The sequence below is a fragment of the Rhodococcus sp. T9N genome (assembly GCF_024436645.1).
GTDB lineage: Bacteria > Actinomycetota > Actinomycetes > Mycobacteriales > Mycobacteriaceae > Rhodococcus_F > Rhodococcus_F qingshengii.
Genome location: NZ_JAMSKS010000011.1, coordinates 1 through 18052 on the forward strand (window position 1 = coordinate 1; position 18052 = coordinate 18052).

Genomic DNA, 18052 nt, shown 5'->3' on the forward strand with positions numbered 1-18052 from the left:
GCGCCGATGGTACTGCACTCGACAGGGTGTGGGAGAGTAGGACACCGCCGAACACCCGTTAACCGAAAGGGGACCCAACATATTGGGTCCCCTTTCGTGCGTTGTATGAGAGGAATGACTGTGTCGGAGAATGGCGACGAGCGTCGGTCCTTCCGTGGGGGAGGAGCGCCTCGATCAGGTGGCCCCCGTCGTGACAACGACGGGCGTGGATCACGCGGCGCTGCAGGCGGAGACCGCCGCGGTGGTGCCGGAGACAACAACCGTGGCGGTGCTGGAAACAGTAACCGCGGCGGCGGATTCAACGGCGGACAGCGTCGCGGCGGCGAGGGTGGGTTCACCCCTCGTGGACGCGATGGCGACCGCAACCGTCAGCAAGCACGACCTGACGAACCGGATTTGCCCGACAACGTAGAGCCCACGGAGTTGGACCCGGCCGTTCGTCGGGATCTGCTCAGCCTCGACAAGGACAACGCCAACACAGTTGCGCGTCACCTCGTCATGGCGGGCAAGCTCGTCGACGAAGATCCGGAACTCGCACTGCTCCACGCTCGCGCTGCCCGTCAGCGCGCCGGCCGAATTGCGGTCGTTCGTGAAGCTGCCGGAATCACTGCATACCACGCGGGTGAATGGGCCGAAGCTCTCTCCGAGCTCCGTGCTGCCCGTCGAATGGCTGGTGGACCGGGTCTGATCGCTGTCATGGCCGACTGCGAACGCGGTTTGGGTCGACCCGAACGCGCGATCGAGCTCGGCCGTAGCGACGAGGCTGCCCTGCTTTCGGGCGACGAGGCTTCGGAGTTGAGGATCGTCGTCGCGGGCGCCCGCATGGATCTCGGTCAGTTCGACCAGGCAGTTGTCACACTGCAGACCAAGGATCTGGACGCAGCGCGTACCGGTGAAGCTGCGGCTCGGCTGTTCTACGCCTACGCCGATGCCCTCGTTGCAGCTGGTCGTGTCGAAGACGGACTGAAATGGTTCCTCAACGCTGCAGCTGCTGACCTCGAGGGTGACACGGATGCCGAAGAACGGGTGGCCGAGTTGACCGGAGAAGATCAGTGACCGTGCTTCGTACTCAGTACGACGTACTTTTGCTCGATCTCGATGGCACTCTGTACGCCGGAGCTCATGCGATTCCCGGCACCCAGGCCGCTCTCGGTCAGGGCACGCAGGCTTTGTACTACGTGACCAACAATGCGAGTCGCTCGCCTTCGGCAGTGTCGGCGCATCTGACCGAACTCGGTTTCGATTCCGAAGACGATCGTGTCGTCACCAGTTCTCAGACGGCAGTGCGTCTGCTGTCGGAGCGTCTCGAACCCGGTGCCGCTGTGCTCGTCGTCGGTACCGACGCATTGGCCGACGAGGTGACGCGCGTCGGGTTGCTTCCGGTGCGCGAATTCGCGGATTCTCCGGTTGCTGTCGTTCAAGGACATTCGACGGAGACCAACTGGTCGATCCTTGCCGAGGCGTGCTTGGCGATCCGGGCCGGTGCGCTGTGGGTAGCGGCAAACCTGGACACAACACTGCCGTCGGAGCGGGGTTTGGTGCTGGGCAACGGCTCGATGGTGGCAGCTCTACGCGCTGCGACCAAGCAGGAACCGTTGGTGGCAGGTAAGCCTGCTGCACCGCTGATGGAGGATGCGCTCGCTCGCAGCGGGTGCTCGCGTCCACTGGTGGTCGGTGATCGTTTGGACACCGATATCGAAGGCGCACAAGCTGTTTCGATCGACTCGTTGTTGGTTCTCACCGGTGTGAGCACGCCGGGTGACGTACTGCGGGCTCCGGTTGAGCAGCGCCCCACCTACATTGCAGCAACTTTGGATTCGCTCAATCAGCCGGCCGTCGAATCGCTGGTCGGTGCGGACTCCAAGTGGTCTGTCTCCGTGAACGGGTCGGCGCTGGTTGTCGACGGCCCGGTTGTCGGGGACGAGATGTCGCTTCTACGCGCGGTTGCGCCTGTCGCATGGGCTAATCCGTCGTTCCGGACCCTGGAAGCGTCGGATGCCGGCGTGGCGGATCTGTTTGCATCCTGGCTCGTCTGATCTCTCGCAAATGTGTTCGACTCGCGGGGGTGCGGGTGTATGCGTAACCGAGAGTCATGCACTAACGTTGTGCCCGATGAGCACGCCGACACCGCACCCCGGAAACACGAGTAACGGATCTCCGTTGCCCGGGCCACGCCCTTCCGTCGATCCGGAACGCATACGTTCTGACGTCGACGGTTTGCTGGCGCGCCTCGGTGGCATCGAACAGGATCCGAACGATCAGCACGGAGCAGGTGTGATTCCGCAGAAGGCACATATTTTGGAACAGGCACACGAGGTGCTCGTCCAGGCACTCGCCTCTGTGGACAGGGCTTGACGTGGCACGTAGAGCACGGGTGGACGCCGAACTTGTCCGTCGCGGACTCGCACGGTCACGAGATCATGCGCAAGAACTGATTTCCGCCGGGCGAGTTCTCATCTCGGGAGCCGTTGCGACCAAGCCTGCGACGGCGATCGAAGCCGGAACGCCACTTCGGGTCGTCGAGGTGGAGCAGGAAGTTTCGTGGGCGTCGCGAGGTGCTCACAAACTGATCGGCGCACTCGACGCCTTCGGTGCCGAAGGATTGACGGTCGAAGGTCGCCGTTGCCTCGACGCCGGCGCATCCACCGGTGGGTTCACCGATGTTCTGCTGACGCGTGGTGCGAAGGAAGTTGTCGCAGTCGACGTCGGCTACGGACAACTGGTGTGGCGCCTGCAGTCCGATGACCGGGTGCACGTCATCGACCGAACCAATGTTCGTGCAATTGATGCAGAGACCATCGGCGGAACTGTCGATCTCGTTGTCGCGGACTTGTCGTTCATTTCTCTCAAACTTGTACTCGGGGCGTTTGTCGCCTGTACTGCTGACGGCGCGGACCTGGTTCCGATGGTCAAGCCTCAGTTCGAGGTGGGCAAGGACCGCGTCGGTGCCGGTGGCGTCGTACGAGATCCGGAATTGCGAATCTCGGCTGTGCTCGACGTGTCGGAGGCTGCTGCAAAGGTAGGTCTGCGGACGTTAGGTGTTGTGGCCAGCCCATTGCCCGGTCCGTCGGGAAATGTCGAGTATTTCCTGTGGCTTCGAAAGACAGGTTCGCCCGGTGATCACGAGCCGGACACCGAGGGAATTCCTTCGGTGGAGGACATGATTCGCAAGGCTGTAGAGGAAGGGCCCCAGTGAACGCGGTCACGAACGGCGAGTCGCGCGAGATCCTTCTTGTCGCACACCCTGGTCGACGTGACATCACGGAAACCGCCAAACGAGTCGGGAAGATTTTCGAACGGGCGGGAATCGGGCTGCGAGTCCTCGTCGACGAAGCAGACAGCTCGCGCATCGAAGCAATGACGGAACCCGCGGGCTTCTCTGCGCCGGGTCTCGACGTCACGGTTGTTCATCCCGGCCCTGATGCTGCCGTCGGATGCGAGTTAGTTCTGGTTCTCGGTGGTGACGGCACATTTCTGCGCGCCGCCGAACTCGCTCAAGAAGCGTCCATTCCGGTACTGGGCATCAACCTCGGACGGATCGGATTTCTGGCAGAGACCGAGGCCGAGCATCTCGACGAGGCGCTCGCACAGGTAGTTCGCAAGGAATATCGCGTCGAGTCCCGTATGACACTCGACGTTGTGATTCGGGTGGACGACGAGATCATCGATCGCGGGTGGGCGCTCAACGAGGCCAGTATCGAGAATCGTTCGCGTCTGGGAGTTCTCGAAGTTGTCCTCGAAGTCGACGGCCGACCGGTGTCTGCCTTCGGTTGCGACGGTGTTCTCGTGTCCACTCCTACAGGCTCGACCGCTTACGCATTTTCCGCAGGCGGCCCTGTCGTGTGGCCCGAACTCGAAGCTTTGCTCGTCGTACCCAGCAACGCGCATGCGCTGTTCGCGCGGCCGTTGGTCACCAGCCCGAATTCGATCATCGCGGTGGAGACCGTCGCCGGTAGCCACGACGGCCTGGTCTTCTGCGACGGTCGTCGTACGTTGGAACTGCCTGCCGGCGCTCGCGTCGAGATCGTTCGCGGCGCCACTCCCGTCAAGTGGGTCCGGTTGGACTCTGCGCCCTTCGCTGATCGGATGGTTCGCAAGTTCGAGCTTCCGGTTACCGGATGGCGAGGAAGGAAGCCTTAATCGTGCTCGCAGAGATCCGTATCGACAGTCTTGGTGTGATCTCCGAGGCCAGCGCCCAGTTCCACGAGGGCCTGACCGTCCTGACCGGTGAAACCGGCGCAGGTAAAACGATGGTCGTCACCAGCTTGCACCTCCTCAGCGGAGCGCGAGCCGATGCCGGGCGGGTGCGGTTGGGCGCGTCGCGAGCCGTCGTCGAAGGACGATTCATCGCCGACGACGTCTCACCGGCCACCGAGCGTGAGATCGTCCGAATCCTGGAATCGTCCGGCGCCGAGCGCGACGAGGACGGGACCATCATCGCCGTCCGGACAGTCGGCAGCGACGGCCGCTCACGGGCTCATCTCGGCGGACGAAGCGTGCCGGCGGGAGTTCTCTCCGAATTCACGGATCCACTTCTGACTGTCCACGGACAGAACGATCAGCTGCGATTGCTTCGTCCCGACCAGCAACGCAATGCGCTGGACCGCTTCGGGGACAAGGCAATCGGAACGCTGCTGACGAGGTACCGCAAACACCGTCGTGAATGGCTAGATGCTCGTTCGGAGTTGATCGAACGCACGTCGAAGGCTCGTGAACTGGCGCAAGAAGCAGATCAGTTGACCTTCGCGCTCAACGAAATCGACGGCGTGGCACCCGAGCCAGGCGAGGACACGGCAATCGTTGCCGAAGTTCGTCGACTCAGTGAACTCGATTCGCTCCGCTCGGCTGCGGAAGAGGCGCACGCTGCGCTCGCCGGTAGTGACGACATGGCCAACGGCGACGTCGGGGTCATGCCGGCGCTAGACCTGATGTCCGAAGCGCGGGCGCGTATCGAGTCGGTCACCGACGCAGATCTGGACGGCCTCGGTTCCCGGTTGGCCGACGCTATTGCCGTCGTCACCGATGTTGCCGGTGACCTGAACACCTATCTGTCCGGGCTGCCCGCAGACCCGGGTGCTCTGGACTCGCTGCTGTCGCGGCAATCGGAACTGAAGACTCTGACTCGCAAGTACGCCGCCGATGTCGACGGTGTTCTCGAATGGGCAGATACCGCTCGCGCTCGTCTGTCCAAACTCGACGTGTCGTCGGATGCGTTGTCGCTGTTGGCCAAGCAGGTCGAGGAGACGGCTGGCCTCACCGCGGAAGCCGCCACAAAGCTGAGCGCCGCCAGAGTCAAGGCAGCGGCAAAGCTCGCCAAAGCCGTCAGCGCGGAACTCGCCGGTCTGGCGATGGGACGTGCGGGCCTCGAGGTGACTGTGCGTTCGCAGCCTGCCGGCCCGCAGGACTCGGCGCCGCTCAGCGTCGGGGGAGTAGACCTTCATGCCGGGTCTGCCGGCGTCGACGAGGTGGAATTTCGTCTCTCTGCGCACAGCGGGGCACCGTCACTTCCGATCAGTAAGAGCGCTTCCGGTGGCGAGCTGTCACGCGTCATGCTGGCGCTCGAGGTTGTTCTCGCTGGTAGCGACACCGGCGCGACGATGGTTTTCGACGAAGTGGACGCGGGGGTCGGTGGTCGCGCTGCTGTCGAGATCGGCCGCCGATTGGCGAAACTTGCTCGTACGCATCAGGTTATCGTCGTCACCCACCTTCCGCAGGTTGCTGCGTTTGCCGACACCCACCTCGTGGTGGACAAGGTCGACGACAAAGGCGGAGTGGTGAGCAGTGGCGTGCGGACCTTGTCGGATTCGGATCGGGTGGTCGAATTGGCCCGTATGTTGGCAGGGCTGGACGACACCGAGACCGGTCGTGCGCACGCCGAAGAACTGCTCGAGATCGCGAATGCGGCCCGCGTCACAGATTGAAGGTTCTGTGGTGTTGGTGTGACTGATGTGGTAGTTGTCGGCGCGCCTCCACCGGTCAACGCGGTTTCAGGTTCATCATCGAAGCCATGAAGATGCCCGGATTGCTCTCACGTAACACCGAATCCTTGCCTGGGATCAGTGGCATCGCCAGGGCCGATCGGAACACGGCGAAGCTTCTACGCCGCGTCGGTCCTGGAGACATCGTGATCCTCGACGAAGTCGACATCGATCGCCGGACCGCCGATGCTCTGGTGAAAGCCGGAGTCATGGCCGTGGTCAACGCGTCGCCGTCGATTTCGGGGCGGTACCCCAACCTCGGACCGGAAGTGATCGTCGCCAACGACATCGTTCTGATCGATGCCGTAGACGGTGACGTCTTCAAGAACGTCAAGGACGGCAGCAAGATCCGCCTGCACGAGGGCGAGATCTTCAACGGCGAGAAGAGCCTCGTCAAGGGCGAAGAGCAGACCGAGGCCGAGATCTCCGATCGGATGATCGAGGCCAAGACCGGCCTGGTCGATCACCTGGAAGCGTTCTCGGGTAACACCATCGAGTTCATCCGCACCGAAAGTCCTTTGCTGATCGACGGAATCGGTGTTCCGGACATCGACATCGACTTGAAGGATCGCCACGTCGTGGTCGTCTCCGACGGACCCGAACACGAGGCAGATCTGAAGAACCTCAAGCCCTTCATCAAGGAGTATTCGCCGATCCTGATCGGTGTCGGCGCAGGTGCGGACGTGTTGAGCAAGGCCGGATACCGCCCCGATCTGATCGTGGGCGACCCGGAAGAGATCACCAGTTCCACCCTCAAGTCCGGCGCGGAAGTTGTACTGCCCGCAGACCAGGACGGTCATGCGGCGGGGCTTTCCCGAATCCAGGATCTCGGTATCGGGGCGATGACGTTCCCGGCGACCTGCTCACCGACCGACCTTGCGTTGCTGCTCGCCGATCACCACGGAGCTTCACTGATCGTGACGGTCGGCAACGTGGTGTCCTTGGACGAGTTCTTCGACCGTGGGCGTCGTGAAAGCAATCCGTCGGCGTTCATGACACGGCTCAAGGTGGGACCGAAACTGGTCGACGCCAAGGCTGTGGCAACGCTGTATCGAAGTCGAGTGTCCGGCGGCGCGATCGCGCTCCTGGTGCTCGCCGCCCTGGTGGCAGTGATCGTCGCCCTGGTCGTGTCCAATGCCGGTAGTGAAGTTCTCGACTGGGCAATCGCAACGTGGAACAGCTTCGCGCTGTGGGTTCAGGGGCTCTTCAAGTGATTTCGATGCGTCAACATGCAATTTCCATAGCGGCAATCTTCCTGGCACTCGCGATCGGCGTGGTGCTCGGTTCCGGAATGCTGTCCAGTGGATTGCTTTCGGGTCTGCGCGACGACAAGGCGGACCTGCAGAACGAGATCGAAGACCTCAATCAACAGTCCAATCAGCTTCAGCAGCAACTCAATTCCGCGGACGGCTTCGATGCTGCTGTCGGCGGTCGCGTCGTGCGTGACAGTCTCGCTGGTCGCACCGTCGTCGTCATCACGGCACCGGACGCGGATCCCGGTGATCTCGACGGTGTCAACCGACTCGTTACTGCCGCCGGTGGCGCCGTGACCGGACGCGTCTCGCTCACCGATTCGTTTGTCGACGCCACGGGCGGTGACCGCTTGCGGACCGTCGTCACCAATGTCATCCCTGCGGGCATCACCCTCAAGACCGGTGCGGTCGATCAGGGCAGTCTCGCGGGTGATCTGCTGGGTTCGGTTCTGCTTCTCAACGGGCAGAACAGCGAGCCGCAGAGCACTCCGGACGAGATGAATCTCGCGCTCGACTCGCTGCGTAGCGCCGGTTTCATCAGCTACGACGACGGAGCGGTCAAGCCGGCTCAGCTCGCGGTGGTTCTCACCGGCGACAACAAGAGTGAATCCGACGCAGCCACGGGTAACCGCGGCGCCGTCATTGCCCGGTTTGCAGGTGCTCTCGACGGACGCGGCGCAGGAACGATTCTCGCGGGCCGGCCTGGCTCGGCCGAGGGCAGTGGTCCGGTTGCCGTCGCTCGTGCGGACGCGGCGCTCTCAGCGGGCTTGACGACCATCGACAACATCGATCGGGAGTCGGGCAAGATCACCACGCCGTTGGCGCTGCAGGAACAGTTGAACGGCGGCGCCGGCCGCTACGGCACGGGACCGGGAGCGGCGGCGGTCACCGTCGGCGCACCCACCAACTGAACACCCCGGTATTGATACGCCGGTCACATCGGGGGCGGAAAGTCGGCGCGTTGTAGGCACCGACCCCCGATAGGTGTTACCGTGAAATCCCGTGGGTCGGCAGGCCCCAGCATGCTTCATCAGACCAAGCCCTGCACAGTCGTCACGGGAGCCCCTTTGCCACAGTCACGCACTAACACGCGTACCGCCACCAAGCACATCTTCGTCAGCGGAGGTGTAGCTTCCTCGCTCGGCAAAGGTTTGACCGCCTCGAGCCTGGGACAGTTGTTGACCGCGCGGGGAATGCGCGTGACCATGCAGAAGCTCGATCCCTATCTCAATGTGGATCCGGGCACCATGAACCCCTTCCAGCACGGCGAGGTCTTCGTCACCGAAGACGGTGCCGAGACCGACCTCGATGTCGGGCACTACGAGCGGTTCCTCGACCGTGACCTATCCGGTCAGGCGAACGTCACCACCGGCCAGGTTTACTCGACGGTCATCGCCAAGGAACGCCGCGGCGAGTACCTCGGCGACACCGTTCAGGTCATCCCGCACATCACCGACGAGATCAAGCGTCGCATCCTCGAGATGAGCGGCCCCGATCTGCAGGGACACCGCCCGGACGTCGTGATCACCGAAATCGGTGGCACCGTCGGCGACATCGAATCGCAGCCCTTCCTCGAAGCCGCTCGCCAGGTCCGCCACGACGTCGGCCGCGACAACGTCTTCTTCCTGCACGTCTCCCTCGTGCCGTACCTCGGCCCCTCCGGAGAACTCAAGACCAAGCCCACGCAGCACTCGGTTGCGTCGTTGCGCAGCATCGGCATTCAGCCCGACGCGCTGATCCTTCGTTGCGATCGTGACGTTCCGCAGGGCCTCAAGAACAAGATCGCGCTCATGTGCGACGTGGACGTCGACGCCTGCATCTCGACGCCCGACGCTCCCTCGATCTACGACATCCCGAAGGTTCTGCACCGTGAGGGCCTCGACGCTTACGTCGTTCGCCAGCTCGGTCTCCCGTTCCGCGACGTCGACTGGACCGTGTGGGGCAACCTCCTCGATCGTGTTCACCAGCCGCGTGAGACCGTGCGGGTCGCGTTGGTCGGCAAGTACGTCGACCTGCCCGACGCATACCTCTCCGTCACCGAGGCACTGCGCGCCGGTGGATTCGCGAACCGGTCCAAGGTCGAGATCTCCTGGGTCCCGTCGGACGCCTGTGAGACCGAAGCCGGAGCGCAGGCCGCTCTCGGTGACGTCGACGGTGTTCTGATCCCCGGCGGCTTCGGCATCCGCGGCATCGAAGGCAAGCTCGGCGCGATCCGTTTCGCACGTTCGCGCAAGCTGCCGCTGCTGGGTCTGTGCCTGGGTCTGCAGTGCGTCGTCATCGAAGCTGCTCGTAGCGTCGGCCTCGACGATGCCAACTCGGCCGAGTTCGAGCCGGACACCAAGCACCCGGTCATCTCCACGATGGCTGATCAGGAAGACGTCATCGCCGGTGACGCCGACCTCGGTGGCACCATGCGTCTGGGTGCTTACCCGGCCGTGCTGACCAAGGGTTCCGTCGTCGCTCAGGCCTACGGAACCGAGGACGTCTCCGAGCGTCACCGTCACCGCTACGAGGTCAACAACACCTACCGCGATCGGATTGCCAAGTCCGGCTTGCAGTTCAGCGGAACCTCGCCGGACGGCCACCTGGTCGAGTTCGTCGAGTACCCGCGTGAGCAGCATCCGTTCTTCGTTGCCACCCAGGCACACCCGGAGCTCAAGAGCCGTCCGACGCGCCCGCACCCGCTGTTCGCGGCCTTCGTCGAAGCAGCGTTGACGTACAAGCTCGAAGAGCGCCTGCCCGTCGACGTCCACGGTGACGAGAAGATCGACACCGCTGCCACCGAGACAGCGCTCGACGCTGCAGTCGAGAACGTGGAAAAGGTCTAGCCACACATGAGCGATCCCGGTCGGCACGAATTCGACACCCTCGGCTCCAAGACGGTCTACACCGGCGCGATCATCGCGTTGCGCGTCGACACCGTTGCGATGCCTGGTGGTCAGCGTGCCGATCGGGAAGTCGTCGAGCATCACGGCGCCGTTGCCGTCGTGGCACTGGACGAGCACGACAACCTGGTGCTGATTCACCAGTACCGTCACCCGCTCGGGCACCGGTTGTGGGAAATTCCTGCCGGTCTGCTCGACGCTCCGGGGGAGAGCCCGGTCGAGGCTGCAGCGCGCGAGCTGGGCGAAGAAACCGGACTCGGCGCCGACCGATGGTCGGTGCTGGTCGATGTCGCTCTCTCACCCGGGTTCACGGACGAGGCGGTTCGCGTCTTCCTCGCCGAGGGGTTGCACGAGGTGGAGCGCGACGATCCCGAACACGAAGAAGCCGATCTCGAGATTTCGCGGGTTCCGCTCGCCGACGCCGTCGACATGGCGCTACGCGGCGACATCGTCAATGCCACAGCGGTATCAGGCATTCTCGCGATCGCCACCGCACGCGCGACGGGAAAGCCGCTACGCCCCGCCGACGCACCGTGGCCCGATCGTCCTCGCGCATTCGGAGAACGCAAGTCGCGAGCCTGAAGTGCTTGCCCGACAGGTGGACTCGTATCTCGACCATCTAGCGGTCGAGCGAGGATCTGCGCGCAATACTCTACTTTCCTATCGCCGCGACCTGAATCGGTACGCGGAGTACCTGCACGGACGCGGCATCGACGACGTCGCGGGCGTGACGGAGAACGACGTCACCGAATTCGTGACACATCTGCGCCTGGGTGACAAAGATTCCGGCGTCGTACCATTGGCGGCCAGTTCGGCAGCACGCACCCTGATCGCGGTTCGCGGATTCCACAAGTTTTCCGCCGCCGAAGGTCTGGTCAGCGTCGACGTGGCCCGAACGGTCAAGCCGCCGACGCCCGGACGCAAGCTGCCCAAGGCCCTGCCTCTCGACGACGTGATCGCCCTGCTCGACGCTTCGGGTGGCGGTGCGGCCGGTGACGGGCCCCGTGACCTGCGGGATCGCGCTCTGCTCGAGCTCCTGTACTCGACCGGAGCGCGAATCACCGAGGCGATCGATCTGGACGTCGACGACATCGATACCGAAACTCGTTCCGTGCTGCTCAAGGGCAAGGGCGGCAAGCAGCGGATCGTCCCCGTCGGCAGGCCGGCGATCGCCGCCGTCGACGCGTATCTCGTCCGCGGGCGCCCCAGCCTGGCGACGCGCGGTGTTCCTGCCCTCTTTCTCAACGCGCGCGGTGGACGCCTCTCGCGTCAGAGTGCATGGCAGATTCTTCAGGACGCGGCCGCGTCGGCCGGGATCAAGGCGGACGTCTCACCCCATACGCTCAGGCACTCGTTTGCCACACACCTGCTCGACGGCGGCGCGGACGTACGCGTCGTGCAGGAACTTCTCGGTCACGCTTCGGTAACCACGACGCAGATCTACACACTGGTCACCGTCACCGCGTTGCGCGAAGTGTGGGCTCAGGCACACCCGCGTGCCCGTTAGGGGTTGGTTGGCTCATGCGTGTCTGCGAGACCATTCGGTGATGTAAGCGGTAGCGTTCAAGGAGCGCGAGCGGCCTCCACCGCAGTTTCGGGGGTTTGCCGGCGCCGAGAGCAACCGCCGAAAGAGTAGGGGAGCATCGGACCGTGTCGACATCGCAGCCACCAGCGGCGGAGTCCGCGCCGCCGCATGTCAATGCCCAACTCTTCGAGCGCGTGAACGAATCAGCACCAGCTGTACCCTCCGAACCAGAGGCGATGTTCGAAATAGATACGACGCCAGTAGCCTCTCCACCTGCGGAAACCCTCACCGTTTCCGCGGAAGAACTCGGCCCGACAGGTCGACCGGTCCGCGAGGTACCCCAACCGACACCGTTGGCGCACCACGGACCCGCGATGATCATCGCGATGTGCAACCAGAAGGGCGGCGTCGGCAAGACGACGTCGACCATCAACCTGGGTGCATCGTTGGCTGAATACGGTCGTCGAGTGCTCCTGGTGGATCTCGATCCGCAAGGCGCGTTGTCTGCCGGACTGGGCGTTCAGCATCACGACCTCGAACTGACCGTCCATAACCTTCTGGTCGAACCACGTGTGTCCATCGACGACGTGCTGATGCGAACCCGGGTCGACGGCCTCGACCTGCTCCCCAGCAATATCGACCTTTCGGCCGCCGAGATCCAATTGGTCACCGAGGTCGGGCGTGAGCAGACCTTGGGACGCGTGTTGCACCCGGTTCTCGATCGGTACGACTACGTGCTCATCGACTGCCAGCCGTCGCTTGGCCTGCTCACCGTGAATGCGTTGGCCTGCGCCGATTCGGTCATCATTCCGATGGAATGCGAGTACTTCAGCCTGCGCGGCCTGGCACTGCTCAACGACACCGTCGAAAAGGTGCACGACCGTCTCAATCCGAAGCTCGAGTTGGCCGGCATCGTCGTCACGATGTTCGACGCTCGGACCCTGCACGCCCGTGAGGTGATGGCACGCGTCGTCGAGGTGTTCGGCGACGTCGTCTACGACACGGTGATCAACCGCACCGTTCGATTCCCCGAAACCAGCGTCGCCGGTGAGCCGATCACGACGTGGGCGCCGAAATCGGCTGGGGCCGAGGCATATAGAGCATTGGCCCGCGAGGTCATTCACCGGTCTGGTCGTTAGTGGAACTGATTGCATCGCAAGAAGATTCGGTCGAAGTCGAGCCGGATTCGATCGACCCGAACGTGCCGACCGACGCTCAGACCGCAGCCAAGGCTGCCGGTTTCCGAGTCACTCTCAGGAACTTCGAAGGCCCGTTCGATCTGCTGTTGAACCTGATCAATCAACGGCAACTCGATGTCACCGAAGTCGCCCTGCACACCGTCACGGACGATTTCATCGCGTACACCAAGGAACTCGGCAGTGCGATGGGCCTCGATCAGACAACAGAGTTTCTGGTCGTCGCGGCCACGCTTCTGGATCTGAAAGCCGCAAGGCTGTTGCCCGCCGGGCAGGTCGAGGACGCGGAGGATCTGGCGCTACTCGAAGCCCGCGACCTTCTCTTCGCGCGACTGCTGCAGTACCGGGCGTACAAACAAGTTGCGGCGCTGTTCGGTGAGTTGGAGGAAGCAGCGCTGCGGCGCTATCCGCGCTCGGTTGCCGTCGAGGATCAGTTCACCGAACTCCTGCCCGAGGTGTTGTTGGGCGTCGATCCTCAGCGTTTTGCGGAGATCGCGGCGACGGTGTTCACACCGCGTCCGGTGCCGACAGTGGGCCTCGATCACCTCCATGTGTCCAATATCTCGATACCCGAACAAGCCGAGCGAATTCTCGAGTTGCTGCGCGAGCGAGGCATAGGGGAGTGGACACCCTTCGGGGACCTCGTTGCCGAGTGCGAAATCACTGTCGAGATAGTCGCAAGATTTCTCGCGTTGCTCGAGTTGTATCGCCGGCAGGTCATTGTGTTCGAGCAACCCGAAGCACTCGGACCGCTGATGGTGAGTTGGACCGGAGACGACCCGGCCGCGCCGGTCACAGAGGAGGACTACGGATGAACGCCGAGCCGACGGAATCAGAGTCTTCGCAGCTAGACGAGATGATCGAGCCTACCGAACACGCCTCGGAGTCCGAAGATTCCGCCCCCGATTTCGAACTCGACGACGATCAACTCGACGCAGTGCTGGAGTCGCTTCTGCTTGTCGTGGATTCGCCGGCCGAAGTGAACCAACTCGCATCTGTCACCGGAACCGCGCCGGAACGAGTCGAAGAACGCCTGACGTCGATGTCGGCCGCATTGACCGCTCGCGGCAGCGGAATGGACCTTCGCTACGCGGGCGACGGATGGCGTCTGTACACGCGACAAGAGTTTGCCCCGTACGTGGAAAAGCTGCTATTGGACGGCGCACGCACCAAATTGACCAGGGCGGCATTGGAAACTTTGGCCGTAGTCGCATACCGTCAACCGTTGACTCGTGCGCGGATCAGTGCGGTACGAGGCGTCAACGTGGACGGGGTGGTACGCACCCTCCTTGCCCGCGGACTGATCGCGGAAGCCGGGCCTGACCCGGACACCAACGCGACACGGTACTCCACGACCGAACTGTTCCTCGAACGGCTCGGCCTGGCCTCGCTGAGCGAGCTCCCGGAGTTGGCCCCGCTCTTGCCTGATGTCGATCTCATCGACGACATCAGCGAAAGCCTGGAATCCGATCCGCGATTTGCGAGAATGAACAAGGCAGACGTGCCCGCTGACGTAGTGGACACCGAAGTCGACGACTGACCGGAATCCCGGCGCTCGTCAGCACCGAGAAAGACCCGACCACGCTCGGGAAACAGTAGAAAACTGACAGGAAAAAAGTGAACAATCCCGCTCGCCGAGATGGCACACCGGACCGTAACAACTCCCGCGACAACCGCGGCGCACGCAGCGATGCCCCCCGTGGTGGTCGCAGCGACGCCCCCCGCGGCGCACGTAGCGAAGCGCCCCGTGGTGGACGCAGCAACACTTCCCGCAGTACCTCTGGATACGACCGCAACGCCGGATCCGACCGTCCCCGCACGGACGACCGTCGCGGTGGATTCAATGATGACCGTCGCCCGCCGCGCAGTGATGACCGTCGCCCGCCGCGCAGCGATGACCGTCGCCCCGCACGTACCGACGACCGTCGTGGTGGCTACAACGACGACCGTCGCGGACCGCGCACTGACGACCGCCGCGGACCCCGCAGCGATGACCGCCGTACCCCCCACGTCGACGCCCGTCGCGCACCGCGTGGCGGCGCTGACCGTCGTAGTGACGATCAGCGCGGCGCACACCCCGACGCTCCTCGCGGCGGCGCATGGTCGAACGCACCTCGTGGGTCCAAGTTCGACGGACCTCCGCGCAAGCGCCCGGCAGCCCCGACACCGCCGGCGACCAACAAGCGTGGCAAGCCGAAGACCGAGAAGCCGCAGCGCGTCGTCTCTCAGAACCCGTTGGTCTCCAACGCCAAGCCGGCGCGTCATCAGCATGCCGAGATCACCAAGCACGACGGCCCGCCGAAGGGCGACGGCGTCCGCTTGCAGAAGGTGCTGGCTCAGGCCGGCGTCGCATCACGCCGCGCTGCTGAAGAACTGATCGATCAGGGTCGCGTCGAGGTCGACGGCCGCATCGTGGTCGAACAGGGTCTGCGTGTCGACCCCGAGAACGCAGTGGTTCGTGTCGACGGCGTCCGCGTCGTCGTGCAGAAGGACCTCGTCTACCTCGCGATGAACAAGCCGCGTGGCTGGCAGTGCACCATGTCCGACGATCTCGGTCGTCCGTGCGTCGGTGACATCGTCTCCGAGCGCGTTCAGTCGGGTCAGCGGCTCTTCCACGTCGGCCGTCTCGACGCCGACACCGAAGGCTTGCTCCTCTTCACCAACGACGGCGATCTCGCTCACCGCCTGATGCACCCGTCGTTCGAGGTTCCGAAGACGTACCTCGCCACCGTTCACGGCGTTGTCGAGCGCAGCACCGGTAAGCAGTTGCGTGACGGTGTCACCCTCGACGACGGTCCGGCCAAGGTGGACGCGTTCACCGTGCTCGAGATCAACGAGGGCAAGACGCTCGTCAAGCTCGTTCTGCACGAAGGTCGCAAGCACATCGTGCGTCGCCTCCTCGATGCCGTCGGTCACCCTGTTGTCCGCCTGGTTCGCACCAACGTCGGAGTTGTCGCTCTCGGCGATCAGCGTCCGGGAACGCAGCGCGTACTCGGTCGTAGCGAGGTCGGTGGACTGTACGAGGCGGTCGGCCTGTGACCGATTCGTCCATGCCGCTGGTGGTCGCGATGGACGGACCGTCCGGAACCGGCAAGTCCAGCGTCTCCCGTGCGTTGGCGCAGCGTTTGGGCGCCCGCTACCTCGACACCGGAGCTATCTACCGGATCGCGACCCTGCACGTGCTGCGTCAGGGAATCGATCTGGCGGATTCCGCCGCGATCACGGCCGCCGTTGCGGCGTTGCCATGGTCCATCGGTACCGATCCGAGCAGCGAGCAGGTGCATCTCGACGGCGCGGACGTCAGCGAGGAGATCCGCGGCGACGCGGTAACCAAGGCTGTCTCCGCGGTGTCGGCTGTACCCGAAGTTCGCGACCTGCTGGTCGCCACTCAGCGTGAGTTGGCGGCCGGTGCGGAGCGGATCGTCGTGGAAGGTCGCGACATCGGAACCGTCGTACTCCCCGATGCAGACGTCAAGATCTTCTTGACCGCATCGGCGGAAACCCGTGCGGCACGGCGCAATACGCAGAACATCGGCCAAGGCCGTGAAGACAATTACGAAGCGGTGCTGGCTGATGTGCAGCGCCGTGACCATCTCGATTCGACTCGGGCAGTGTCGCCGTTGCGCCCTGCCGACGACTCCATTCTGGTGGATACGAGCGAATTGGGAATTGAAGATGTGATCGCCAAGTTGCTGTTGGTGGTCAGCGACAGAACTGGAGCAGTGCAGTGAGCGACGATCTGGTAACCGAATATGCCGGTGACGGAACTTGGTCCGAGGAATCGGAGTGGGATTACGCCGATCTCGAAGCGGACGGCGAAGGCGAAGCGCACATTGCCGTCCCGACCTTGGCTGTTGTCGGTCGACCGAACGTCGGCAAGTCGACGCTCGTCAACCGCATCATCGGCCGTCGTGAAGCGGTAGTCGAAGACATCCCCGGCGTTACCCGTGACCGCGTCTCGTACGAGGCGAACTGGGCCGGACGACGCTTCCTAGTCCAGGACACCGGCGGATGGGAGCCCGACGCAAAGGGTCTTCAGCAGGCGGTCGCACGTCAGGCGGAGTTGGCCATGGGAACGGCTGACGCCATTCTCCTGGTCGTCGACGCTGTTGTCGGCGCTACGGCGACGGACGAAGCGGTCGCTCGCGTGCTTCGCCGCTCGAAGACTCCGGTCATCCTCGTTGCCAACAAGGTGGACGACGGACGCACCGAGTCCGAGGTTGCAGCACTGTGGTCCTTGGGCCTCGGTCAGCCGTACTCCGTGAGTGCGACGCACGGACGCGGTACCGGCGACCTGCTCGACGAGGTTCTCGAGAAGCTGCCGGAAACCCCGCGTGAAGGTATCCCCGGCGGCGGTCCGCGTCGTGTTGCTCTCGTCGGAAAGCCGAACGTCGGAAAGTCCAGCTTGCTCAACAAGCTGTCCGGTGACGAGCGGTCCGTCGTGCACAATGTTGCCGGCACCACCGTCGACCCGGTCGACTCCATCGTCGAACTCGGCGGGCGCCCTTGGCGTTTCGTCGACACGGCTGGTCTGCGCAAGCGCGTCAGCCATGCCAGCGGCGCGGAGTTCTATGCGTCGCTGCGTACGAAGAGCGCGATCGAGGCCGCTGAGGTTGCGATCCTGCTGATCGACGCGCACGAGCCGATCACCGAGCAGGACCTGCGTGTTCTGAGCATGGTGGCCGACACGGGTCGTGCATTGGTGATCGCATTCAACAAGTGGGACCTCGTGGACGAGGACCGTCGACTCATGCTGGACAAGGAAGTGGACCGCGATCTGGTCCGCGTTCCGTGGGCTCAGCGAGTCAACATCTCCGCCCACACCGGTCGCGCCGTGGCGAAGCTCGTGCCGGCTCTCGACACGGCTCTGGAGTCCTGGGACAAGCGCATCCCCACAGGTCGCCTGAACACCTGGCTCAAGGAAGTTGTGGCAGCAACGCCGCCTCCGATGCGTGGTGGTCGCCTTCCGCGCATCATGTTCGCGACGCAGGCAAGCACGCGCCCGCCGACATTCGTTCTCTTCACCACGGGCTTCCTCGAGGCCGGCTACCGCCGCTTCATCGAGCGGCGTCTGCGTGAAGAGTTCAACTTCGACGGCAGTCCGATCCGCGTATCCGTCCGAGTGCGCGAGAAGCGTGACCGTAAGGGCCGCTGATTCTGCGTCCAATTCGGTACTGAAACGGCTCTGACCAGCCGATTGGTACTTCGGCCCGTC

Annotated in this window: 17 protein-coding genes; all 17 read left to right on the top strand. The window is 63.7% G+C overall.

Features of this window, described 5'->3' with window-relative positions; genetic code table 11:
* Window positions 1-114: 114 nt before the first annotated feature.
* The 17 genes from M1L53_RS18330 to der all read left to right on the top strand — a co-directional run bounded on the left by M1L53_RS18330 (window position 115) and on the right by der (window position 17992).
* A complete protein-coding gene (locus M1L53_RS18330; RefSeq protein WP_073513327.1) occupies window positions 115-1056 on the top strand; it encodes a hypothetical protein in 942 nt (313 codons plus the stop codon).
* On the top strand, window positions 1053-2036 hold the full coding sequence (locus tag M1L53_RS18335) for an HAD-IIA family hydrolase (RefSeq protein ID WP_007731903.1): 984 nt from the start codon (window positions 1053-1055) through the stop codon (window positions 2034-2036). The genes M1L53_RS18330 and M1L53_RS18335 overlap by 4 nt, the downstream gene beginning before the upstream one ends.
* Window positions 2037-2112: 76 nt before the next feature.
* Window positions 2113-2355, top strand: a complete 243-nt coding sequence (locus M1L53_RS18340; protein ID WP_003946140.1) for a hypothetical protein — start codon at window positions 2113-2115, stop codon at window positions 2353-2355.
* A 1-nt stretch (window position 2356) separates the two neighbouring features.
* Window positions 2357-3196 (top strand): TlyA family RNA methyltransferase, encoded by an 840-nt coding sequence (locus M1L53_RS18345; protein ID WP_003946142.1) that lies wholly within the window; start codon window positions 2357-2359, stop codon window positions 3194-3196.
* Window positions 3193-4140, top strand: a complete 948-nt coding sequence (locus tag M1L53_RS18350; RefSeq protein ID WP_003946132.1) for an NAD kinase — start codon at window positions 3193-3195, stop codon at window positions 4138-4140. The genes M1L53_RS18345 and M1L53_RS18350 overlap by 4 nt, the downstream gene beginning before the upstream one ends.
* A 2-nt stretch (window positions 4141-4142) precedes the next feature.
* The gene (gene recN / locus M1L53_RS18355; RefSeq protein WP_042446202.1) at window positions 4143-5921 is read left to right on the top strand and encodes a DNA repair protein RecN; all 1779 of its coding nucleotides are present in this window, start codon (window positions 4143-4145) and stop codon (window positions 5919-5921) included.
* A gap of 86 nt (window positions 5922-6007) precedes the next feature.
* Window positions 6008-7192: a putative cytokinetic ring protein SteA gene (gene steA, locus M1L53_RS18360; protein WP_007731902.1), complete on the top strand. Its 1185-nt coding sequence runs from the start codon at window positions 6008-6010 to the stop codon at window positions 7190-7192.
* Window positions 7189-8142, top strand: a complete 954-nt coding sequence (locus M1L53_RS18365) for a copper transporter (protein ID WP_007731900.1) — start codon at window positions 7189-7191, stop codon at window positions 8140-8142. Before steA ends, M1L53_RS18365 begins: the two co-directional genes overlap by 4 nt.
* A gap of 156 nt (window positions 8143-8298) precedes the next feature.
* Window positions 8299-10059, top strand: coding sequence for a CTP synthase (locus tag M1L53_RS18370; RefSeq protein ID WP_003946139.1), 1761 nt, complete (start codon window positions 8299-8301; stop codon window positions 10057-10059).
* 6 nt (window positions 10060-10065) lie between these two features.
* Window positions 10066-10698, top strand: a complete 633-nt coding sequence (locus M1L53_RS18375) for an NUDIX hydrolase (protein WP_047270484.1) — start codon at window positions 10066-10068, stop codon at window positions 10696-10698.
* Window position 10699: 1 nt separating this feature from the next.
* Window positions 10700-11623, top strand: a complete 924-nt coding sequence (gene xerD / locus M1L53_RS18380; protein WP_007731892.1) for a site-specific tyrosine recombinase XerD — start codon at window positions 10700-10702, stop codon at window positions 11621-11623.
* A gap of 143 nt (window positions 11624-11766) precedes the next feature.
* The gene (locus M1L53_RS18385) at window positions 11767-12780 is read left to right on the top strand and encodes a ParA family protein (protein WP_003946138.1); all 1014 of its coding nucleotides are present in this window, start codon (window positions 11767-11769) and stop codon (window positions 12778-12780) included.
* A gap of 50 nt (window positions 12781-12830) precedes the next feature.
* Window positions 12831-13652: a ScpA family protein gene (locus M1L53_RS18390; RefSeq protein ID WP_046379919.1), complete on the top strand. Its 822-nt coding sequence runs from the start codon at window positions 12831-12833 to the stop codon at window positions 13650-13652.
* 41 nt (window positions 13653-13693) lie between these two features.
* On the top strand, window positions 13694-14377 hold the full coding sequence (scpB, locus tag M1L53_RS18395) for an SMC-Scp complex subunit ScpB (protein ID WP_037127047.1): 684 nt from the start codon (window positions 13694-13696) through the stop codon (window positions 14375-14377).
* A gap of 77 nt (window positions 14378-14454) precedes the next feature.
* Window positions 14455-15876 carry a pseudouridine synthase gene (locus M1L53_RS18400; RefSeq protein ID WP_083471167.1) on the top strand — a complete coding sequence of 474 codons (1422 nt, stop codon included), beginning with the start codon at window positions 14455-14457 and terminating at the stop codon, window positions 15874-15876.
* 11 nt (window positions 15877-15887) lie between these two features.
* Window positions 15888-16568, top strand: coding sequence for a (d)CMP kinase (cmk, locus tag M1L53_RS18405; RefSeq protein ID WP_170320421.1), 681 nt, complete (start codon window positions 15888-15890; stop codon window positions 16566-16568).
* A complete protein-coding gene (gene der, locus M1L53_RS18410) occupies window positions 16565-17992 on the top strand; it encodes a ribosome biogenesis GTPase Der (protein WP_003946199.1) in 1428 nt (475 codons plus the stop codon). Before cmk ends, der begins: the two co-directional genes overlap by 4 nt.
* Window positions 17993-18052: the final 60 nt, after the last annotated feature.